Consider the following 20,779-nt stretch of genomic DNA (forward strand, 5'->3'; position numbering starts at 1 on the left):
CCGCGCCGATAGCCGGGATTGCCAGGGCCGCTCAAGCGGCCCTTTTGCGTTGCATGCGCTTCAACCTGACTTGTCCAGGGGCGCCTGGGAAACAGCGGGATCGACCGAAGCCGGATGCTCGATCTCGCCTTCGGTGACCTCGGTGTCTTCGGCCGCCACCGGCGTCTGCATCACATCCTGAACCGTCTGCTCGTCCACCCGCGGGTCGAGCGCCGCCGACAAAGGCGAGCCCGCCGCCGGCATCGCCACGTGACCCAGCGGCGCGTCCTGCACCTGGTGCAGACCGGTAACCGCTTTGGGCCGTATGCGCCAGACCAGTACCAAGGCGAAGAACACGAAGAAGGCGTACAGCATCTGCGCGCCAAGTACCTTCATCAGCACGCCCGCCACCAGCGGCCCGATGCTCGCGCCGACGCCGTAGGTCACCAGTAACATCGCCGTCAGCGACACCCGCCGCTCGCTTTCCACATGGTCGTTGGAAAACGCCACGGCCAGCGGGTACAGGCAGAACTGCAGCAGCGACACGATGAAGCCCATCGCGAACAACACCTCCAAGGGCACGCTGGGCAGAATCGCCAGCGGCAGCGACGCCACGGCCAGTCCTATGGAAATGCTGCGAATCAGCAGCGCACGGTCATAGCGGTCCGACAACCAGCCCAGCGGCCACTGCACCACGAGACCGGCGAAGATGCAGCAGCCCATGAACAGACCGACCTGCTCGGTGCTGAGCCCCTGGCGCGCTGCATACAGCGGGGCCAGACCGTAGAACGCACCGACGATCAATCCTGCGCCCAGTACCGTGCTCAACGACTGCGGCACCCGCTTGATGAAGAACTTCGGCTCCATGGGTGCAGGCCGCAACGGTGCAGGGTGAATTCGACGGGTCATGGCCACCGGCACCAGGCACAGGGCAAAGCACATGGCCACCAGCATCAGCAGCTCAGGACCCAGTGCCGGGTGTACCACCAGGATCAACTGACCCAGCACCAGGCCCAGGTAGGAAGCGATCATGTAGCCGCTGAACACCGCACCCCGCTGCTTGGCATCGGCCTGCTCGTTGAGCCAGCTCTCGATGACCATGTACTGGCACATCATGCCCAGGCCAACGATCACCCGCAGGCCGATCCAGGCCGGTACGTAGTTGGTCATGCCGTGTCCCAGCACCGCCGCGCCGACGATACCGGCGCAGGTGGCATAGGCCCGGATATGCCCGACCCGGCCGATCAGCCGATGGCCGACCTTGCCGCCCAATGCCAGGCCGAAATAGTTGGCGGCCATCAGCGCACCCACCCACAGGCTGTCGACTTGATCGGCGGCCAGGCGCAGGGCCAGGTAGGTACTGAGCAGACCGGAACCGATCAGCATCATCAACGCAGCGAAATACAACGAACGAAAGGACTTCCAGATCTGGCGCATGCGACCCCGCGGGCTCCTTGGGCAGGTATGGTGCTGCTGGACAGCATAAGGTCTGTGAACCGTTCATGGGCCGCTGGCCGGAAAAAAAAACCAGCGGCGACGCAGGCGCAGAACAGCGTGTCTCGATCAGGCCTGCGCGGCCAGCACCCGCCGCTCCCAGGGGGTGATCTCGTCGAGAAAATCGCTCAGTTCCAGCAGCTTGGTAGCGACGTATCCTTCGATGAACACCTCGCCGAACAGTTCCCGCGCCAGTGCGCTGCGACGCAGGCGTTCGAGACCGGCATGCAAGGTGCACGGCAGGCTCAGGTGCTCGGGCACGGTGAACTCGCCCTGCACGGCCGGTGCAGGTTGCAGCCTGCGCTCCAGGCCGTGAAGGCCAGCCGCCAAGCTGGCAGCGAGCGCCAGGTAGGGGTTGCAGTCGGCCCCCGGCAGGCGGTTTTCCACGCGCCGGGCCACCGGCGCGCTGGCCGGGATGCGCAGGCCGGCGGCGCGGTTGTCCTGCGACCAGCAGGCGTTGTTCGGCGAGGCGTAGGGGTGACACAGCCGCTGGTAGGAATTGACGTTGGGTGCGAACAGCGCGGTGAAGTCGGCCATGCAAGCCTGCAGTCCGCCGATGAAGTGATCGAAGCGCTCGGTCGCCCGCCCCTGCTCATCACTGAAGACATTTCGACCTGTGGCGATTTCGACCAGGCTCTGGTGGATGTGCATCGAGCTGCCCGGCGTGTACGCCAGCGGCTTGGCCATGCACACCACGTTCAGCCCGTGCCTGAGCGCCACTTCCTTGAGCAGGTGCTTGAACAGGAAGGTCTGGTCGGCCAACAACAAGGCATCACCGTGCAGCAGGTTGATCTCGAACTGGCTGACACCCATCTCGTGCATGAAAGTATCGCGCGGCAGCCCCAGCGCCGCCATGCAACGGTACACCTCGTCGAAGAACGGCCGCAGGCCATTGTTGGAGCTGAGGCTGAAGGCCGAGTGGCCCAGTTCGCGACGCCCATCCAGGCCCAGGGGCGGCACGAACGGCTGGTGCGGATCGGGATTGGCGGCGAAGACGAAGAACTCCAGCTCGGTGGCCACCACCGGCGCCAGGCCGAGGGCGGCATAGCGTGCGATGACCGCCTTGAGCTGGCCGCGCGTGGATAACGGCGAGGGTGTGCCATCGAGCTCCACCGCATCACAAATCGCCAGCGCCCGTGGGCGGTCACTCCAGGGCAGCACGTGGGTCTGTTTTGGGTCGGCGACCAGTGCCAGATCACCGTCGTCACTGCCGTAGAACTTCGCCGGCGGGTAGCCGCCCATGATGCACTGCAGCAATACGCCACGCGCCATCTGCAAGCGTCGCCCTTCGAGGAAACCCTCGGCGGTCATCACCTTGCCTCGTGGTACGCCGTTCAGGTCGGGCGTGACGCATTCGATTTCGTCGATGCCGGTCAGGCGCTCGGCAGCAGAGCGCAGGCCTTGGGTCGTCATCACAGAGATCCTTGTTGTTTTGGCTGGCCGCGAGCGGCGACAGGCACAACATAGGCCGGGGGTGTTTAAAATATCAAGCACCCCACACAGGGTGACGGCGACGTCCTATTCCCGCAGGGTCATGCCGTTGGCCGGCAGCGGCAAGGCGGTCTTGTAACGCACCTGTTTGAGGGCGAAGCTGGAACGGATGTTGGCCACCCCCGGCAAGCGCGTCAGGTAGTCGAGAAAGCGCTCCAGCGCCTGGATACTGGGCAGCAGCACACGCAACAGATAATCCGGATCGCCGGTCATCAGGTAGCACTCCATCACCTCCGGGCGCTCGGCGATTTCCTCCTCGAAACGGTGCAGCGATTGCTCCACCTGTTTCTCCAGGCTCACATGGATGAACACATTGACGTCCAGTCCCAGCACCTCTGGCGACAGCAATGTCACCTGCTGACGGATCACACCCTGCTCCTCCATGGCCTTGACGCGGTTGAAGCAAGGGGTCGGCGACAGGTTCACCGAGCGCGCCAGCTCAGCGTTGGTGATCCGTGCATTCTCCTGGAGGCTGTTGAGAATGCCGATATCCGTGCGATCGAGTTTTCGCATGAGACAAATTCACCTGATTCTTGTGGTTGTGCGGAATGTTTATCTGTGCCCTGCGGCAAAGGCAATCAACTTGAGAGAAATATTCTCCGAGCCAGCCTCTAAGATGTAGGGAACGCTGACCTGCCAGTCACGAGCCGGCACTCAGCGGCGATCGTTGCAAAGCTCACAAAAACAATATTCGAGCGAGCGTAAACAGCATGAACGAGTACGCCCCCCTGCGTCTGCATGTGCCCGAGCCTACAGGCCGGCCAGGCTGCCAGACCGATTTTTCCTACCTGCGCCTGAACGACGCCGGTCAAGTTCGCAAACCACCCATTGACGTTGAACCCGCCGAGACCGCCGATTTGTCCGGCAGCCTGGTGCGCGTGCTCGACGAACAGGGCGACGCCGTCGGTCCCTGGGCCGAGGGCATCGACCCGCAGGTGCTGCGCCAGGGCCTGCGCACCATGCTCAAGACGCGCATCTTCGATAGCCGCATGGTGGTCGCCCAGCGTCAGAAGAAGATGTCCTTCTACATGCAGAGCCTGGGTGAGGAAGCCATCGGCAGCGGTCAGGCGCTGGCGCTGAACCGCAGCGACATGTGCTTCCCCACCTACCGCCAGCAAAGCATCCTGATGGCCCGCGACGTGTCGCTGGTGGACATGATCTGCCAGTTGCTGTCCAACGAGCGCGATCCGCTCAAAGGCCGCCAATTGCCGATCATGTACTCGGTGCGCGAGGCCGGGTTCTTCACCATCAGCGGCAACCTGGCCACGCAGTTCGTGCAGGCTGTTGGCTGGGCCATGGCCTCGGCGATCAAGGGCGATACCAAGATCGCTTCGGCCTGGATCGGCGACGGCGCCACGGCTGAATCCGATTTTCACACCGCCCTCACCTTCGCCCACGTCTACCGCGCGCCGGTGATCCTCAACGTGGTCAATAATCAGTGGGCGATCTCCACCTTCCAGGCCATCGCCGGGGGCGAATCGACCACCTTCGCCGGCCGCGGCGTGGGCTGCGGCATCGCCTCGCTGCGGGTCGACGGCAACGATTTCATCGCCGTCTACGCCGCTTCGCGCTGGGCCGCCGAACGTGCGCGCCGGGGCCTGGGCCCGACCCTGATCGAGTGGGTCACCTACCGCGCCGGCCCCCATTCCACCTCCGACGATCCCTCCAAGTACCGTCCTGCCGACGACTGGAGCCACTTCCCGCTGGGCGACCCCATCGCCCGCCTCAAGCAGCACCTGATCAAGGCGGGGCACTGGTCCGATGACGAGCACCAGGCCGTCAGTGCCGAACTGGAAGCCGAAGTGGTCAAGGCACAGAAAGAGGCCGAGCAGTTCGGCACCCTTGCCAATGGCCACATTCCCAGCGCCGCCTCGATGTTCGAGGACGTGTACAAGGACATGCCCGATCACCTGCGTCGTCAACGCCAGGACCTGGGGGTTTGAGATGAACGATCACACCAGCATCAACCCGGAAAACGCCATGACCACCAGCACCCTGACCATGATCCAGGCCCTGCGCTCGGCCATGGATGTCATGCTCGAACGCGACGAGGACGTGGTCGTCTATGGCCAGGACGTCGGTTACTTCGGCGGCGTGTTCCGCTGCACCGAGGGCCTGCAGGCCAAGTACGGCAAGTCGCGGGTGTTCGACGCGCCGATCTCCGAGAGCGGCATCGTCGGCACGGCGGTAGGCATGGGCGCCTATGGTCTGCGCCCGGTGGTGGAAATCCAGTTCGCCGACTACTTCTATCCTGCCTCCGACCAGATCGTCTCGGAGATGGCGCGCCTGCGCTATCGCTCGGCGGGCGAATTCATCTCCCCACTGACCCTGCGCATGCCCTGCGGCGGCGGTATCTACGGCGGCCAGACCCATAGCCAAAGCCCGGAAGCGATGTTCACCCAGGTCTGCGGCCTGCGCACGGTGATGCCGTCCAACCCCTACGACGCCAAGGGCCTGCTGATCGCCTCCATCGAATGCGACGACCCGGTGATCTTCCTCGAGCCCAAGCGCCTGTACAACGGCCCCTTCGACGGCCACCACGATCGCCCGGTGACGCCTTGGTCCAAGCACCCGCACAGCGCAGTGCCCGACGGTTACTACCGCGTGCCGCTGGACAAGGCCGCCATCACTCGCCCCGGCAACGATGTCACAGTGATCACCTACGGCACCACGGTCTACGTGGCCCAAGTGGCCGCCGAAGAGAGCGGCGTCGATGCCGAGGTGATCGACTTGCGCAGCCTGTGGCCGCTGGACCTGGACACAATCGTGGCCTCAGTGAAAAAGACCGGACGCTGCGTGGTGGTGCACGAAGCCACGCGCACCTGCGGCTTTGGCGCCGAACTGGTGTCGCTGGTGCAGGAGCACTGCTTCCATCACCTCGAAGCACCGATCGAACGCGTCACCGGCTGGGACACACCCTACCCTCACGCACAGGAATGGGCCTACTTCCCAGGGCCTGCGCGGGTCGGTGCGGCATTGAAACGGGTCATGGAGGTCTGAATGGGCACGCACGTCATCAAGATGCCGGACATCGGCGAAGGCATCGCCCAGGTCGAGCTGGTGGAGTGGTTCGTCAAGGTCGGCGACCTGATCGCCGAGGATCAGGTAGTGGCCGATGTCATGACCGACAAGGCCACGGTGGAGATTCCCTCGCCGGTCAGCGGCAAGGTGCTGGCCTTGGGCGGGCAACCCGGAGAGGTCATGGCCGTTGGCAGCGAACTGATCCGGATCGAGGTCGAAGGCAGCGGCAATCATGTCGATGCCGCGCCGAGCCAGGTGCAACAGTCCGCGGCCGCCGTCGCGCCGGCGCAGGTCGAAGTCCAGGCAGCGCCACAGCCGCCCATCGAGCGCACTTCCACGCCTGAAGCCGGTCCGGTCGCCTCGCCCATCGTCCCACGCGAAGCCCAGGAAAAACCGCTGGCCTCCCCCGCCGTGCGCAAGCGCGCGCTGGATGCCGGCATCGAGTTGCGCTACGTGCACGGCAGCGGGCCGGCCGGGCGGATTCTCCACGAAGACCTGGATGCCTTCATCAGCGCACCACAGGGCGCTGCGGGTCAGCGCTCGCCCGCCTGCGGCAAACGCACCGACAGCCAACAGGTGCCGGTGATCGGTCTGCGGCGCAAGATCGCCCAGCGCATGCAGGACGCCAAACGCCGAGTGGCACATTTCAGTTACGTCGAAGAAGTCGACGTGACCCAGCTCGAAGCCTTGCGCCAGCAGCTCAACGCGCAATACGGCGAGCGTCGCGGCAAACTCACCCTGCTGCCATTGCTGGTGCGCGCGTTGGTGGTCGCCCTGCGTGACTTCCCACAGATCAACGCCACTTATGACGACGAAGCCCAGCTCATCACCCGCCACGGCGCTGTTCACGTCGGTATTGCCACCCAGAGCGACAGCGGCCTGATGGTGCCGGTGTTACGCCACGCCGAGGCGGGCAGCCTGTGGGACAACGCCAGTGAGATCGCCCGCGTGGCGCAGGCCGCACGCGGCAACAAGGCCAGTCGCGAAGAGCTGTCCGGTTCGACCGTTACCCTGACCAGCCTCGGCGCCCTGGGCGGCATCGTCAGCACGCCAGTGGTCAATACCCCGGAAGTGGCGATCATCGGGGTCAACCGCATCGTCGAGCGGCCGGTGGTCGTCGGCGGGCAGATCGTCGTGCGCAAGATGATGAACCTGTCCAGCTCGTTCGATCACCGTGTGGTCGACGGCATGGATGCCGCGCTGTTCATCCAGGCCGTGCGCGGCCTGCTGGAACAACCCGCCTGCCTGTTCGTGGAGTGAGTATGCAACCGATCATCGAGACGACCCTGCTGATCATCGGCGGCGGGCCCGGCGGCTACGTGGCGGCCATCCGCGCCGGACAACTGGGCATTCCGACCGTGCTGGTCGAGGGCCAGGCACTGGGCGGCACCTGCCTGAACGTTGGCTGCATTCCGTCCAAGGCCTTGATTCATGTCGCTGAGCAGTTCCACCAGGCCACCCGGCTGAGCGGCGACTCGCCGCTGGGTATCCGCGTGACGGCGCCACAGCTGGATATCAGTCGTAGCGTGCAATGGAAGGACAGTATCGTCGACCGCCTCACCAGCGGCGTCGCCGCCCTGCTGAAAAAGCAGGGTGTGCAGGTCATCCATGGCTGGGCGAAGATCCTCGACGGCAAGCACGTGGAGGTCGACGGCCAGCGTATTCAGTGCGAGCACCTGCTGCTGGCAACAGGCTCCAGCAGCGTCGAACTGCCAATGCTGCCGCTCGGCGGGCCGGTCATTTCCTCCACCGAGGCCCTGGCACCTGAGCGTCTGCCAGAACACCTGGTGGTCGTCGGGGGTGGCTATATTGGCCTGGAACTGGGCATTGCCTATCGCAAGCTCGGGGCGCAAGTCAGCGTGGTGGAGGCGCGCGAGCGTATTCTGCCGAGCTACGATGCCGAGCTCACGGCACCGGTGTCTGAATCACTGAAGGCGCTCGGCATTGCTCTGCACCTGGGATACAGCGTCGAGGGGTATGAAGATGGCAGTCTGCGGGCACGCTCCAAGGCTGACGAACGGCTGCGCCTGGAGGCCGACCAGGTGCTGGTGGCCGTTGGGCGTCGGCCGCGCACTCACGGCTTTGGCCTTGAAGGCCTGGCCTTGACCATGAACGGGGCGGCTGTCGCCATCGACGAACGCTGCCAGACCAGCATGCGTAACGTCTGGGTCATCGGCGATGTGGCAGGCGAGCCGATGCTCGCACACCGAGCCATGGCCCAGGGCGAAATGGTGGCCGAGCTGATCGCCGGCAAGGCGCGGCGATTCGAACCCGCCGCCATTGCTGCGGTGTGCTTCACCGATCCGGAAGTGGTGGTGGCCGGCAAGACGCCGGAACAGGCCCAGGCGCTAGGCCTGGACTGCATCGTCGCGCAGTTCCCCTTCGCCGCCAATGGCCGAGCCATGAGCCTGGAGGCCAAGCGCGGCTTCGTGCGGGTAGTGGCGCGCCGCGACAATCATCTGATCGTGGGCTGGCAGGCGGTCGGGGCGGCGGTGTCGGAATTGTCTACAGCCTTTGCCCAATCGCTGGAGATGGGCGCGCGCCTGGAGGATGTAGCCGGCACCATCCATGCTCATCCAACGCTCGGCGAGGCAGTGCAGGAAGCTGCACTACGGGCGCTGGGACACGCGTTGCACATTTGATGGCATAGACAGGGGGGCCGGGGTTGCAGCATTGGCGGCCCTGGCGGTCTGGCGCGCACTGGCCAGAGAAAGAGATGTGTCCCCTGCTGGAATCGAACCAGCATCTAACCCTTAGGAGGGGCTTGTTCTATCCGTTGAACTAAGGGGACATCGCGGCGAGCATTCTACGCAGATTCAGTAGCTTGGAGAAGCTAACCAAGCTCGAGTGCGACGCACAAGGCCCGCATGTTAACCATCCCATCGCTGTTTGTCATGACCAAGATGGCGCCTGGCGTGTCGGCCTCTTCCTCCGTTCCCCTCCCCAGCACGCCTACGGGATTAATTGCATATTAGTGGCATCGACAGGGAATTTTTCCCGTGACCGCGGTCCAAACGTCAACGTCGGGCATTGAAGGCCTGATGGGGAGTGCTTGTGACAGGTCGTCGAGGCAGTCCGCTGGCAGCGCAAGATCCTTGGGGCCTTTAGTCATTTCCCTAGGCTTTTGCCGGTTTTACCAGCTCTTTTGAGCCGGATGGGGACTTAAGTGCAAACTGATCGCGTGTAAAACTTTTCAAACCAGTACGCATTTCTGATAATTGGTGCTGGCAAAAAGCCTTTATTCGGATCACTATTTGTCACAGAATTGACGCCAAAGAAACGGCGACCTTGAGGCAAGATGAGCATCCAAAATCATAACGGTTGAACATTTTGCTCTCGCCACGGTCGTAGCCACAACCGTGCGGCCAATTTGAGAACCGCTTCCCTGAACCCGAACTAACCGGTCAATTAATATGCGCCCAATGAAACAGGCTATCTACTCCAGCCGCACCGCTGACAAGTTTGTCGTCCGCCTGCCTGACGGGATGCGTGAGCGCATTGCCGAGGTAGCGCGCAACCATCACCGCAGCATGAACTCCGAAATCATCGCCCGCCTGGAGCAAAGCCTTATCCAGGAAGGCGCCCTGGGCGATGAGCTGAGCATGCGTCTGGATAGTCCAGAGTTGTCGCTGCACGAGCGCGAGCTACTGCAACGCTTCCGCCAGCTTACCCACCGCCAGCAGAATGCCCTGGTCGCCCTCATCGCCCACGATGTGGAAATGGCCGCAGACGCCTCCTGAGGTTTCCAACGCCCACGAAAAAAGCCAGCGCAAGCTGGCTTTTTTCGTGGTGGCTGCAAAGCCTCAGAGCAGGAACAGCGTCGCCAGACCCAGGAAGATGAAGAAGCCGCCGCTGTCGGTCACCGCCGTGATCATCACGCTCGAGCCCATCGCAGGGTCTCGCCCCAAACGCGTCAGGGTCATGGGAATCAGGACGCCCATGAAGGCCGCCAGCAACAGGTTGAGGGTCATGGCTGCGGTCATCACCACACCCAACGACCAACTGCCGTAGAGCAGGAACGCCACCGCACCGATCACCCCACCCCAGATCAGGCCATTGAGCAGCGACACCGCCAGCTCCTTGCGCATCAGGCGGCGCGTGTTACCCGGTGATACCTGATCCAGCGCCATGGCACGCACGATCATGGTGATGGTCTGGTTGCCCGAGTTGCCACCGATGCCGGCAACGATAGGCATCAACGCAGCCAAGGCCACTAGCTTCTCGATCGAACCTTCGAACAGGCCGATCACCCGCGAGGCGACGAAAGCAGTGATCAGGTTGATTGCAAGCCATGCCCAACGGTTGCGCAACGAACGCCAAACCGAAGCGAAGATATCTTCTTCCTCGCGCAGACCGGCCATGTTGAGCACTTCGCTCTCACTCTCCTCACGAATCAGGTCGACCATTTCATCGATGGTCAGACGACCAATGAGACGCCCGCCTTTGTCCACCACCGGGGCGGATACCAAGTCATAACGCTCGAAGGCCTGCGCCGCATCATAAGCATCTTCTTCGGGTGTGAAGCTGACCGGATCGGTCGCCATGACCTCCGCCACTTTCTTGTCCGGGTCATTGACCAGCAAGCGCTTGATGGGCAGCACGCCTTTGAGGATGCCGCCCTGATCGACCACGAACAGTTTGTCGGTGTGGCCAGGCAGCTCTTTGAGCCGGCGCAGGTAACGCAGCACCACCTCAAGGCTGACGTCTTCGCGGATGGTGACCATCTCGAAGTCCATCAGCGCACCGACTTGCTCCTCGTCGTAGCTCAACGCCGAGCGCACGCGCTCGCGCTGCTGGGCGTCGAGGCTCTCCATCAGCTCATGAACAACGTCGCGAGGCAGCTCTGGCGCAAGGTCAGCCAGTTCGTCGGCATCCATCTCCTTGGCGGCAGCGAGCAGCTCGTGATCGTCCATGTCGGCGATCAGCGTCTGGCGCACAGCGTCGGAGACTTCCAGGAGAATGTCGCCATCGCGATCCGAGCGCACCAACTGCCAGACCGTCAGACGGTCTTCCAGCGGCAAGGCTTCAAGGATGTAGGCGATATCGGCGGGGTGCAGATCATCGAGCTTGCGTTGCAGCTCGACCAGGTTCTGCCGGTGGACGAGGTTTTCCACCAGGTCGTTGTGCTGACCTTCCTGGCGGTGGGTCAGGTCTTCGACCAGACGTTGGCGCTGCAGCAGCTCGATCACCTGAGCCAGACGATCCTGCAGGCTTTCTTGAACTTTCTTTACTTCGACTTCGGTCATAGGCGAACTCCACTCCCAGCAGTGGGCGCGCCGGGAGAATCAATCGGTCAGATCTGGCTTGGCAAGAATCAGTAAGGAGTAACTACTGGGTAAGTCCATGGTGGTATTCCACAAGCCCCGGCGGGGCTGACGGGCGCAATCATACACGGGTCGAGCCAGGTGATCGCTTAAATTTTTGGTTGTAACAATCGTTTGCGCGTTAAAGCTCTGACAATGCTCGAAGCCTACAGTGCGACGGCGTCGCGCAGTGAAAAATCACATCGCGGGCACCGACGCCCTGCAGACTGCAGCACCGAACGACAGACATGAAAAAGCCCGCTACAGTGAGCGGGCTTTTTGGGTGTGGCGGACTCAGGAGGATTCGAACCTCCGACCGCTCGGTTCGTAGCCGAGTACTCTATCCAGCTGAGCTATGAGTCCGTGGTTGGTAATTTTAGACCAGGTTACCACTGGTTTTTGACTTGGCTTCACTGAAAAGCCTTTCGGCAAGCAAAACCACTTCATAAAGTGGCGGACTCAGGAGGATTCGAACCTCCGACCGCTCGGTTCGTAGCCGAGTACTCTATCCAGCTGAGCTATGAGTCCACAGTTGGTAGTTTTAGACCAGATTACCACTGGTTGAATGGTGCGCTTTCCTAGGAAAACCGCCTCATTGTATGGCGGACTCAGGAGGATTCGAACCTCCGACCGCTCGGTTCGTAGCCGAGTACTCTATCCAGCTGAGCTATGAGTCCGTGTCTTGCCGCGCATTATAGTTCGCTGAATCATTTTGCCAAGTACTATTTCGTTTAATTTCAACGACTTAGCATCTTGACCTGCTACAGCGCCCTACACAAAAAATGGCGGTGAAGGGGGGATTCGAACCCCCGATACCCTTATGAGGTATACTCCCTTAGCAGGGGAGCGCCTTCGGCCACTCGGCCACCTCACCGCAACACGGGGCGTATATTAACCAGACCCTTCCCCGTTTGCAAACCTTTTTTTGAAAAAAAACCGATAAAAATTAAAGGCTTGGTTCTTCGTCCTTCTCTTTCTTGATCCGCAGGTAGATTTCCTCGCGGTGAACGGCCACTTCTTTAGGGGCGCTCACACCGATACGCACCTGGTTACCTTTCACACCCAGGACGGTCACGGTGATCTCACCGTCTCCAATGATCAGGCTCTCGGCGCACCGACGAGTCAGAATCAACATAGCTTTCTCCTCACGCAATTCATTCAGGGACAACAGTCTGTTGGGATCAGGGCGCCGGACGGGAAGATCCGGCGCCCTTGTCGGCTGTCAGGCAGGAAAAGGACAGTAACCCGCCAGCCAGCCAGAAACACGAAGGGCGCGGCATCGGCCGCGCCCCTGCGGGCAATGCGTCACTCGCTCTGTCGGGCAGGCGCATCGAGCTCGAACGCGGTGTGCAGCGCACGCACGGCCAACTCCAGGTACTTCTCCTCGATCACCACCGAGACCTTGATCTCAGACGTGGAGATCATCTGGATGTTGATGCTTTCCTTGGCCAGGGCCTCGAACATGCGACTGGCCACACCGGCGTGGGAGCGCATGCCTACACCGACGATCGACACCTTGGCGATCTTGGTGTCGCCGATTACTTCCCGGGCACCGATCTCGCGCGCAGTGTTTTCCAGGACGCTGAGCGCCTTCTCGTACTCGTTACGGTGCACGGTGAAGGTGAAGTCGGTGGTGTTATCGTGGGAAACGTTCTGCACGATCATGTCGACTTCGATGTTCGCCGCGCTGATCGGGCCGAGGATCTTGAAGGCGACACCCGGGGTATCCGGCACACCACGAATGGTCAGCTTGGCCTCATCACGGTTGAAGGCGATACCGGAAATGATCGGCTGTTCCATGGATTCCTCTTCATCGATGGTAATGAGGGTACCCGGACCCTCCTTGAAGCTGTGCAGCACGCGCAGCGGAACGTTGTATTTGCCGGCGAACTCCACCGAGCGGATCTGCAACACCTTGGAGCCGAGGCTGGCCATTTCCAGCATCTCTTCGAAGGTGATCTTCTCCAGGCGGCGCGCCTGCGGCACAACACGCGGGTCGGTGGTGTAGACACCGTCGACGTCGGTGTAGATCTGGCACTCCTGCGCACCCAGCGCCGCGGCCAGGGCAACGCCAGTGGTATCGGAGCCGCCACGACCGAGGGTCGTGATGTTGCCTTGCTCGTCGACACCTTGGAAACCGGCGACAACGACCACCTTGCCTTCCTTGAGGTCGGCGCGAATCTTCTGATCGTCGATCTGCAGGATGCGCGCTTTGTTGTGCGAACTGTCGGTGAGGATGCGCACCTGGTTGCCGGTATAGGACACCGCCGGCACGCCCCGCTTGATCAAGGCCATGGCCAGCAATGCGATAGTCACCTGCTCGCCGGTCGAAACGATCACGTCCAGTTCGCGGGGCACCAATTGGTCGCTGACTTGCTTGGCCAGGTCGATCAGACGGTTGGTTTCCCCACTCATGGCCGACAGAACAACCACCAGGTCGTCGCCGGCTTCGCGGTGTTTCTTGACCTTGTCGGCCACCTGCTCGATCCGCTCGATTGAGCCGACGGAGGTGCCGCCAAATTTCTGTACGATCAACGCCATTTCAAAGTGCCTCAGCCCACGAAGGGCACCCAGTAATCAATCCTTGCCGAAGCGGCCGCTGGCAGTCATGCCCGCGGCCGCTTCCTCTCAAAGCCCCTGCTCGGCGAACGGCACGGCCAGTGCCAGGGCCTGATCCAGCGCGGCGACGTCGACGCCACCACCCTGAGCCATGTCCGGACGGCCACCACCCTTGCCGCCGACCGCCGCAGCGGCCTGTTTCATCAGGTCGCCAGCCTTGAGTTGGCTGGAGAGGTCCTTGGTCACGCCGGCCACCAGCACGACCTTGCCCTCATGCTCGCTGCCCAGCAGGATCACTGCGTGGCCGAGCTTGTTCTTCAACTGATCGACGAGCGCCAGCAGCGCCTTGCCATCCTGCCCATCAAGACGGGCGGCAAGCACCTTGGCACCCTTGACCTCAACGGCCGCATTGGAGAGATCGTCCCCTGCGGCGCTGGCGGCCTTGGCCTGCAACTGCTCGAGTTGCTTCTCCAACTGACGGTTGCGCTCCAGCACAGCCGACAGCTTGTCGATCAGGTTGTCGCGGTTGCCCTTGACCAGTTGCGCAGCTTCCTTGACCTGCTCTTCGGCCGCGTTCAGCCAGGCCAGCGCCGCCGCGCCGGTGATCGCCTCGATACGGCGCACGCCGGAGGCCACCCCACCTTCGCTGACGATCTTGAACAGGCTGATGTCGCCGGTACGCTTGGCGTGGATACCGCCGCACAGTTCCACCGAGAAGTCGCCGCCCATGGTCAGCACACGCACCGTATCGCCGTACTTTTCACCGAACAAGGCCATGGCGCCCTTGCGCTTGGCGGTGTCGATATCGGTCAGTTCAGTGGTGACTTCGGTGTTGCGACGGATCTCGGCATTGACGATGTCTTCCAGCACCTTGATCTGTTCCGGCTTGACCGCCTCGAAGTGGCTGAAGTCGAACCGCAGGCGCTGACTGTCGACCAGCGAGCCCTTTTGCTGCACGTGATCGCCCAGCACCCGGCGCAACGCTTCGTGCAGCAAGTGAGTGGCAGAGTGGTTAAGCGAGGTGGCGTGCTGCACGTCGGCATCGACATGGGCCTGGACAGGCGCGCCGATCAGCAGCGCACCGCTGGCGACAACGCCATGGTGCAGGAAAGCCCCGCCGGTCTTGGTGGTATCGCGCACATCGAAGCGCACGGCGCCGGACTGCAGATAGCCGGCATCACCGATCTGGCCACCGGATTCGGCGTAGAACGGCGTGCGGTCGAGCACCACCACACCCTCCTCGCCTTCACCCAACTGATCGACCGACTGACCGTCCTTGTACAGCGCAATGACCTTGCCTTCGCCGTAGGTCGCTTCGTAACCGAGGAACTCGGTGGCGGTGTCGACCTTGACCAGGCTGTTGTAGTCCATGCCGAAGGCGCTGGCCGAGCGGGCGCGCTCGCGCTGGGCGTCCATCTCGCGCTCGAAGCCGGCTTCGTCGATGGTCAACTCGCGCTCGCGGGCGATGTCGGCGGTCAGGTCCATGGGGAAACCGTAGGTGTCATAGAGCTTGAACACCACATCGCCCGGCACGACCTTGCCCTGCAACTGCGCCAGATCCTGCTCCAAGATGCGCAGACCCTGCTCGAGCGTTTTGGCGAACTGCTCTTCTTCGGTCTTGAGCACGCGCTCGATATGCGCCTGTTGGCCCTTGAGCTCGGGGAAGGCCTCGCCCATTTCGGCGACCAGGGCCGCGACGATCAGGTGGAAGAAGCTGCCCTTGGCGCCGAGCTTGTTGCCGTGACGGCAGGCGCGGCGAATGATGCGACGCAGCACATAGCCACGCCCCTCGTTGGAGGGCAGCACGCCGTCGGCGATGAGGAAGCCGCAGGAGCGGATATGGTCGGCCACGACCTTGAGCGACGGCTGCTCGTCGTTGCTGCAACCGATGGCCTTGGCGGCCGCGGCGAGCAGGTTCTGGAACAGGTCGATCTCGTAGTTCGAGTGCACGTGCTGCATGACCGCACTGATGCGCTCCAGGCCCATACCGGTGTCTACCGAAGGCGCTGGCAGCGGATGCAGCACGCCGTCGGCCGTACGGTTGAACTGCATGAAGACGTTGTTCCAGATCTCGATGTAGCGGTCACCGTCTTCTTCTGGCGAGCCGGGCGGGCCACCCCAGATGTCCGGCCCGTGGTCGAAGAAGATCTCGGTGCACGGGCCGCATGGGCCGGTATCGCCCATGGTCCAGAAGTTGTCGGAAGCGTAAGGGGCGCCTTTGTTGTCACCGATGCGCACCATGCGCTCTGCCGGCACGCCGACCTCTTTGGTCCAGATGTCGTAGGCTTCGTCGTCGCTCGCGTAGACGGTGACCCAGAGCTTGTCCTTGGGCAGGTTCAGCCACTGCTCGGACGTGAGGAAGGTCCAGGCGAAGGTGATGGCGTCGCGCTTGAAGTAGTCACCGAAGCTGAAGTTGCCCAGCATTTCGAAGAAGGTATGGTGCCGCGCGGTATAGCCGACGTTTTCCAGGTCGTTGTGCTTGCCGCCGGCACGCACGCATTTCTGGCTGCTCACTGCGCGGGTGTAGGCGCGCTTTTCCTGACCGAGGAAGCAGTCCTTGAACTGGTTCATGCCGGCGTTGGTGAACAGCAGGGTCGGGTCGTTGCCCGGGATCAGCGAGCTGGAGGCAACTCGGGTGTGGCCCTGCTCTTCGAAGAAGCGAAGGAAGGCTTCACGGATTTCTGCGCTTTTCATAGGTTCTTCCACGGAAACGGCGGCCGTTTTTGGCTAACGCGTCGGATCGACGAAACGACGGCAAAGGGCCGCATTATATCGGTCCTGCAGGCAAGGTGCAGTGTGTTTATGCGATGCAAACCGGTAATCCTGAGTATTTTCGGGCTCGCGGCGGTAAAAACGGCATCGGCGGATGCTAAATCGTCGCTTTGGCCACTGACAAGCCAATTACCGCGCATCTGCGCGCAAAAGAAAACGGCACATGGATTAAATCCTGTTCATCCACCTGTCAGCAGCGCCAGGTGGTAAGCACATAGCCTTGGCAAAGGCGGATCAGGCGCCAAGATGCGACTTCCATCGTTCTTATAGGAAGCGCTCCATGTCACCGGACGAAATTAGAATCGAAGATCCCTCCGGCGTCTCAGTCGTGCAGAACCTGCCCTATCGCAGCGGGCCGCTGACGATCACTCGCCAAAGCCGACAGTTGCTGATCGAGGTGCTCGACCAAGGCTGCAACCTGATTGTGCGCCACTGCCCCGAAGGACTTGCGTTGCTCTGGCGCGACGTCACCTGCACCCTGGCGCTGGCAGCGCACGATACCGTGCGGGTACGTACTGGCGATGGCGACGATCAGGTGATCGTCGAGTCCAGCCTGGACCGGCACACGGTGATCGAGAGCGGCGACGGTAACGACGACATACAGGTGCACGGCCCTGAGCCGGACGCGCAAGCACTGGATGCCGGCTCAGTGATGGTGGACGCCGGAGGCGGTGATGACCGCGTCTTTGTGCAAGGGCTCAGGCAGGTAGAGATCGACGGTGGCGCCGGCAACGATGTACTGCGTAGCGGCGCCGCATACAGCCTGCTCTACGCAGGCCCTGGCGAGGACTGCCTTGAGGTCGAGGCTGGCAAGGGCACACTCGAAGCGCTGCACGGCAGCAACCGAGTGAGCACCGGCAAACAGGATGATCGGATTTACGGCGACCCTGCGCGCATCATCGCCGAGAGTGGCTTCAGCGCGCCCTTGCTGTACCCACTCCAGGATGCCCAACTGCCGCCTGAATACGTGGCCGCCTTCAAGATCAAGGGCGATGCACACTACGTCGACCAGGTCACGCGTCAACTGACAATGCTCAGAGCCAGCCCAAGCGCCTCGGTGTTGCTTGATCGACTGGTAGCGCAACAGATGACCATAACGATCAAGCCCTGCGAGGCGCTGGACAATGCCTTCGCGAGTTACGATTTGAATCTGGGCGATCCACGTATGCGCGATGGGGTTCGCGGCGATCGCCTACGCGACTGCGAGGTCCACTACAACCCGTTGGCGCAGCGTCTGGATACACCGTCGTTGGTCATGCTGTACCACGAGCTGTGCCATGCCTGGAACTACGCCACCGGAAGCGTGACGGACAACGTCGAGCGGTTGGCGGTCGGGCTCGACAACCCAGGGTCCATATTCGATTACGACGACGATCCCACTACCCCGGACACCGACACCAATCCGCCGCCTTTCAATGAAAATGCCCTACGCTTCGAACTGGGGCTGCCACCGCGATTGAGCTACCCGTAACAACCTAACCCAACTGCTGCCCAGCATCCGGCACCACCAGGAGGCCGGCACGCAGCCCATTACGCACCTTGGGGTTGGGAAAGATGATCCGAGCATCCTGCTCGTCGACCACCCAGCGGGTCTGGGCGATATCGTCAGCCAGCAGGTAGCCTTGCGGCAGCGGCGAAAAATTCTCGATGTCCGGCGGCAAGTGAAGGCGGAAGTTGTCACTGTGCTTGATGACCTCGCGGGCGACTCGGAACAGCTTGAGGTTCTCAAGGCTCTGCGCAGCCTCTGGTTCGGCGTGTTCGATGAGCTGAATCAGGCGCTGCTCGAGCCGGTCGAGGTTGACCGGCGCGTTCTGCCCGAACGGCCGCGCCTTGCCCAGCTCCAGGGTGAAGGCTTCAGCATCGAGCTGTTCGTAGGTGAAAGCGCTGAAGGTGATCGACGACTTGCTCTGCAACAGCACCGCCTCGATACCGGCCGCTGCCAATCGCGCGAGTTGTTCACGTGAATGCAGCCTACCTTCCTTGAATGGATACAAGGCGAACTGCTCGATCTTCGAGCCGCGAATGGCGGTGTGCAGATCGTAATGCAGGCGCTGGCGGCCAGGTGTAGCGAAGAAAACGCGGGCAAACTGCTCCAGCTCGGCCGCACGCAATGCCTCGAAACCGCTGGACAGGGCATGGCGACCGTTGAACAGGCGATTGATGTCCTGCTCCACGAAGCGCTCGCCCTTGCGGATCGCAGCCGGATTGCCAAACAAAAACAACACCCGCGCACGGGGTATCAGGGTGCCACTGGCAACGCCGTGCAGTAACCGCTCGAGCAGCTCGATCGGCGCAGTCTCGTTGCCGTGAATACCTGCCGAAACCAGCAGATCAAGCCCGCAGTCCTCGCCTTCGGGCGGACGCACTTCCAGCGCCCCCTCGCCCAGCCAACGCAGACGCACGCCCCGGGACGTCACCTGGGTCTTCTCGGCCGGTTCATGATCGGTGAGGGTCAACTCAAGCAGTTTGCCGAGGGCGAGCATAGGGCGCTTCCTTAGTGTTGGTGGCCGCAGTCGGGGCCGTGCACGTGATCGTCGTCTTCGTCGACCTCGGCGGGTTCCATCTCCAGTTGCAGGCTGACCAGGTTGGTGGCCATCGGGCGCAGCAGCAGGTTGGCGTATTCAGCATCGCCCTCCTCCACGTCGACGCCGATCAGCAACTGGCCGCGACCATCCTGCTGGATCCACACCTCCTTGCCTTGCCACATCACCGCAAAGCGTGTGCAGGAGGTTTCCAGTTGGGTGCCGTCTTCATCTTCCAGGATCAGGCGCAGGGCATCGGACATCACAAGGTACTCTCTATCAAGGTTGGTATTGAAACGGGTAGACACTACCCAGGTTCAGGATCCGGGTCAGCTCGTCCAGTGCCGTACGGCATTCATCGAGCAGTTGCGGGTCGGCCAGGTCGGCGTCGGCCAGGCGATCGCGATAATGCGTATCCACCCACTGCAGCAAACGTTCATACAGCGGCGCGGTGAGTATCACGCCTGGGTTGACCGCCGCCAACTCATGTTCTTTGAGCGCCACACGCAAACGCAGGCATGCCGGGCCGCCGCCGTTGCGCATGCTCTGCTTGAGGTCGAACACCTTGACCTCCTGGATCACGCCCTGCTGCGCAGTGAGCTGCTGCAGGTACTGCCACACCCGCTCATTGTTGCGGCACTCCTCGGGCACCACCAGCACCATGGAGCCGTCGTCGCGTGACAGCAATTGGCTGTTGAACAGGTAAGAGCGGACGGCATCTTCCACCGTCACCGCCGAGCGCGGCACCGCGATGGCCTGGAACTGCCCCCCCCTGGCCGCCAGCTTGGTCTGCAACTGGCCGAGCACCGCATCGCTGTCGAGAAAGGCGTCTTGGTGGTGGAACAGCACTTGGCCATTACCCACCGCGATCACGTCGTTGTGGAATACGCCCTGGTCGATCACCGTCGGATTCTGTTGAGCGTAGACCACGCCATCGGCGCTGAGGCCGTGCAGCCGCGCCACCGCCTGCGACGCTTCCAGAGTCTGGCGTGCCGGGTACTTCTGCGGAGACGGATAACGGCTGTCGAACGCGCTGCGGCCATAGACGAAGAATTCCACTCCCGGCTCGCCGTAGTCGCGGCAAAACCGCGTGTGGTTGGCCGCGCCTTCGTCACCGAACTGCGCCACCGCAGGCAGCGCCGGGTGATGGACGAAGTGCTTCGCGTCGGCGAACATCGCCGCCAAAACGCGGCTGGTGGTCGGGTGCTCGATGCTGCGGTGATACTTGCAGTTGAGGTTGGCTGCGGTGAAGTGCACACGCCCATCGGCGGTGTCGGCGCTCGGGCTGACCGTGGCGGCATTGGCCACCCACATGCTCGACGCCGAACAACTGGCGACCAGCAATGGCATCGCCTCGCGCGCAGCGCGTCGGATGACCTCGGCGTCGCTGCCAGCGAACCCCAAGCGGCGCAAGGCGGCCACGTCCGGGCGCTCCTGCGGGGCGAGCACGCCCTGCTTGAAGCCCATGTCCATCAGCGCCTTCATCTTGGCCAGGCCCTGACGCGCAGCCTCTCGCGGGTTGGAGTGCTGCTGGCTGTTGCTCTGCGAGGCCACGTTGCCGTAGGACAGGCCACCATAGTTGTGGGTCGGCCCCACCAGGCCATCGAAATTCACTTCATGGGCTTTCATCGGCTCGGC

Annotated in this window: 16 protein-coding genes and 5 tRNA genes; 6 read left to right on the forward strand and 15 right to left on the reverse strand. The window is 62.4% G+C overall.

All coding sequences use genetic code 11. From position 1 onward, the window contains the following. Nucleotides 1–60: 60 nt before the first annotated feature. The 3 genes from Q6A47_RS04475 to bkdR all read right to left on the reverse strand — a co-directional run bounded on the left by Q6A47_RS04475 (nt 61) and on the right by bkdR (nt 3,477). Nucleotides 61–1,416, reverse strand: a complete 1,356-nt coding sequence (locus tag Q6A47_RS04475) for an MFS transporter (protein ID WP_039579000.1) — start codon at nt 1,414–1,416, stop codon at nt 61–63. Between the two features lie 126 nt (nt 1,417–1,542). After that, complete coding sequence (locus Q6A47_RS04480) at nt 1,543–2,784, reverse strand: glutamine synthetase family protein (RefSeq protein ID WP_304483510.1); 1,242 nt, start codon at nt 2,782–2,784, stop codon at nt 1,543–1,545. Nucleotides 2,785–2,991: 207 nt separating this feature from the next. Next, nucleotides 2,992–3,477 (reverse strand): Bkd operon transcriptional regulator BkdR, encoded by a 486-nt coding sequence (gene bkdR, locus Q6A47_RS04485; protein ID WP_039579003.1) that lies wholly within the window; start codon nt 3,475–3,477, stop codon nt 2,992–2,994. A 197-nt stretch (nt 3,478–3,674) separates the two neighbouring features. Between bkdR and Q6A47_RS04490 the strand changes: the two genes are divergently transcribed. Genes Q6A47_RS04490 through lpdA form a run of 4 tightly spaced genes read left to right on the forward strand, consistent with a single transcriptional unit; the run spans nt 3,675 to nt 8,627 of the window. After that, nucleotides 3,675–4,907, forward strand: a complete 1,233-nt coding sequence (locus Q6A47_RS04490; protein ID WP_039579006.1) for a 3-methyl-2-oxobutanoate dehydrogenase (2-methylpropanoyl-transferring) subunit alpha — start codon at nt 3,675–3,677, stop codon at nt 4,905–4,907. 1 nt (nt 4,908) lies between these two features. Next, nucleotides 4,909–5,964, forward strand: coding sequence for an alpha-ketoacid dehydrogenase subunit beta (locus Q6A47_RS04495; RefSeq protein WP_039579008.1), 1,056 nt, complete (start codon nt 4,909–4,911; stop codon nt 5,962–5,964). Continuing rightward, nucleotides 5,965–7,245, forward strand: coding sequence for a dihydrolipoamide acetyltransferase family protein (locus Q6A47_RS04500; RefSeq protein WP_304483257.1), 1,281 nt, complete (start codon nt 5,965–5,967; stop codon nt 7,243–7,245). It abuts the gene before it with no gap. 2 nt (nt 7,246–7,247) lie between these two features. Then, a complete protein-coding gene (gene lpdA / locus Q6A47_RS04505) occupies nt 7,248–8,627 on the forward strand; it encodes a dihydrolipoyl dehydrogenase (protein WP_304483258.1) in 1,380 nt (459 codons plus the stop codon). A 77-nt stretch (nt 8,628–8,704) separates the two neighbouring features. Here the strand turns inward: lpdA and Q6A47_RS04510 are convergent. Beyond that, nucleotides 8,705–8,776, reverse strand: a tRNA-Arg gene (locus tag Q6A47_RS04510). Between the two features lie 622 nt (nt 8,777–9,398). Here Q6A47_RS04510 and Q6A47_RS04515 point away from each other — a divergent pair. After that, nucleotides 9,399–9,725 carry an Arc family DNA-binding protein gene (locus Q6A47_RS04515; protein ID WP_029613963.1) on the forward strand — a complete coding sequence of 109 codons (327 nt, stop codon included), beginning with the start codon at nt 9,399–9,401 and terminating at the stop codon, nt 9,723–9,725. 63 nt (nt 9,726–9,788) lie between these two features. On the opposite strand, the gene mgtE is transcribed toward Q6A47_RS04515, so the two are convergent. The 8 genes from mgtE to alaS all read right to left on the reverse strand — a co-directional run bounded on the left by mgtE (nt 9,789) and on the right by alaS (nt 16,541). Further along, nucleotides 9,789–11,231, reverse strand: coding sequence for a magnesium transporter (gene mgtE, locus Q6A47_RS04520; RefSeq protein ID WP_039579015.1), 1,443 nt, complete (start codon nt 11,229–11,231; stop codon nt 9,789–9,791). 343 nt (nt 11,232–11,574) lie between these two features. Continuing rightward, nucleotides 11,575–11,651, reverse strand: a tRNA-Arg gene (locus Q6A47_RS04525). Between the two features lie 88 nt (nt 11,652–11,739). Further along, a tRNA-Arg gene (locus tag Q6A47_RS04530) sits at nt 11,740–11,816 on the reverse strand. A 72-nt stretch (nt 11,817–11,888) separates the two neighbouring features. Continuing rightward, nucleotides 11,889–11,965, reverse strand: a tRNA-Arg gene (locus Q6A47_RS04535). Nucleotides 11,966–12,071: 106 nt separating this feature from the next. Continuing rightward, a tRNA-Ser gene (locus Q6A47_RS04540) sits at nt 12,072–12,162 on the reverse strand. Nucleotides 12,163–12,234: 72 nt separating this feature from the next. Then, a complete protein-coding gene (gene csrA, locus Q6A47_RS04545; protein WP_003254503.1) occupies nt 12,235–12,423 on the reverse strand; it encodes a carbon storage regulator CsrA in 189 nt (62 codons plus the stop codon). Between the two features lie 170 nt (nt 12,424–12,593). Then, nucleotides 12,594–13,829, reverse strand: coding sequence for an aspartate kinase (locus Q6A47_RS04550; RefSeq protein ID WP_116888672.1), 1,236 nt, complete (start codon nt 13,827–13,829; stop codon nt 12,594–12,596). Between the two features lie 87 nt (nt 13,830–13,916). Continuing rightward, entirely contained in the window at nt 13,917–16,541 is a 2,625-nt protein-coding gene (alaS, locus tag Q6A47_RS04555; RefSeq protein WP_039579051.1) for an alanine--tRNA ligase, read from the reverse strand. 358 nt (nt 16,542–16,899) lie between these two features. Here alaS and Q6A47_RS04560 point away from each other — a divergent pair, with 358 nt between their 5' ends. Continuing rightward, a complete protein-coding gene (locus Q6A47_RS04560) occupies nt 16,900–18,090 on the forward strand; it encodes a M91 family zinc metallopeptidase (RefSeq protein WP_304483263.1) in 1,191 nt (396 codons plus the stop codon). A 4-nt stretch (nt 18,091–18,094) separates the two neighbouring features. On the opposite strand, the gene astE is transcribed toward Q6A47_RS04560, so the two are convergent. From astE to astB, 3 genes are read right to left on the reverse strand one after another with little or no spacing between them, the layout of a single operon-like run. After that, complete coding sequence (gene astE, locus Q6A47_RS04565) at nt 18,095–19,102, reverse strand: succinylglutamate desuccinylase (protein ID WP_304483265.1); 1,008 nt, start codon at nt 19,100–19,102, stop codon at nt 18,095–18,097. A gap of 11 nt (nt 19,103–19,113) precedes the next feature. Beyond that, the gene (locus tag Q6A47_RS04570; protein ID WP_039579059.1) at nt 19,114–19,404 is read right to left on the reverse strand and encodes a hypothetical protein; all 291 of its coding nucleotides are present in this window, start codon (nt 19,402–19,404) and stop codon (nt 19,114–19,116) included. Between the two features lie 16 nt (nt 19,405–19,420). After that, nucleotides 19,421–20,770 (reverse strand): N-succinylarginine dihydrolase, encoded by a 1,350-nt coding sequence (gene astB / locus Q6A47_RS04575; protein ID WP_116888675.1) that lies wholly within the window; start codon nt 20,768–20,770, stop codon nt 19,421–19,423. Between the last annotated feature and the right edge of the window lie 9 nt (nt 20,771–20,779).

The organism is Pseudomonas boreofloridensis (assembly GCF_030580795.1).
GTDB lineage: Bacteria > Pseudomonadota > Gammaproteobacteria > Pseudomonadales > Pseudomonadaceae > Aquipseudomonas > Aquipseudomonas boreofloridensis.

Coding starts and splice junctions, on each gene's coding strand:
- bkdR (WP_039579003.1), bottom strand. CDS start 3,477: ATGCGAAAACTCGATCGCACGGATATCGGCATTCTCAACAGCCTCCAG.
- lpdA (WP_304483258.1), top strand. CDS start 7,248: ATGCAACCGATCATCGAGACGACCCTGCTGATCATCGGCGGCGGGCCC.
- astB (WP_116888675.1), bottom strand. CDS start 20,770: ATGAAAGCCCATGAAGTGAATTTCGATGGCCTGGTGGGGCCGACCCAC.
- Q6A47_RS04490 (WP_039579006.1), top strand. CDS start 3,675: ATGAACGAGTACGCCCCCCTGCGTCTGCATGTGCCCGAGCCTACAGGC.
- Q6A47_RS04495 (WP_039579008.1), top strand. CDS start 4,909: ATGAACGATCACACCAGCATCAACCCGGAAAACGCCATGACCACCAGC.
- Q6A47_RS04560 (WP_304483263.1), top strand. CDS start 16,900: ATGTCACCGGACGAAATTAGAATCGAAGATCCCTCCGGCGTCTCAGTC.
- Q6A47_RS04570 (WP_039579059.1), bottom strand. CDS start 19,404: ATGTCCGATGCCCTGCGCCTGATCCTGGAAGATGAAGACGGCACCCAA.
- Q6A47_RS04500 (WP_304483257.1), top strand. CDS start 5,965: ATGGGCACGCACGTCATCAAGATGCCGGACATCGGCGAAGGCATCGCC.
- Q6A47_RS04480 (WP_304483510.1), bottom strand. CDS start 2,784: ATGACCGCCGAGGGTTTCCTCGAAGGGCGACGCTTGCAGATGGCGCGT.
- Q6A47_RS04550 (WP_116888672.1), bottom strand. CDS start 13,829: ATGGCGTTGATCGTACAGAAATTTGGCGGCACCTCCGTCGGCTCAATC.
- alaS (WP_039579051.1), bottom strand. CDS start 16,541: ATGAAAAGCGCAGAAATCCGTGAAGCCTTCCTTCGCTTCTTCGAAGAG.
- astE (WP_304483265.1), bottom strand. CDS start 19,102: ATGCTCGCCCTCGGCAAACTGCTTGAGTTGACCCTCACCGATCATGAA.
- Q6A47_RS04515 (WP_029613963.1), top strand. CDS start 9,399: ATGCGCCCAATGAAACAGGCTATCTACTCCAGCCGCACCGCTGACAAG.
- csrA (WP_003254503.1), bottom strand. CDS start 12,423: ATGTTGATTCTGACTCGTCGGTGCGCCGAGAGCCTGATCATTGGAGAC.
- Q6A47_RS04475 (WP_039579000.1), bottom strand. CDS start 1,416: ATGCGCCAGATCTGGAAGTCCTTTCGTTCGTTGTATTTCGCTGCGTTG.
- mgtE (WP_039579015.1), bottom strand. CDS start 11,231: ATGACCGAAGTCGAAGTAAAGAAAGTTCAAGAAAGCCTGCAGGATCGT.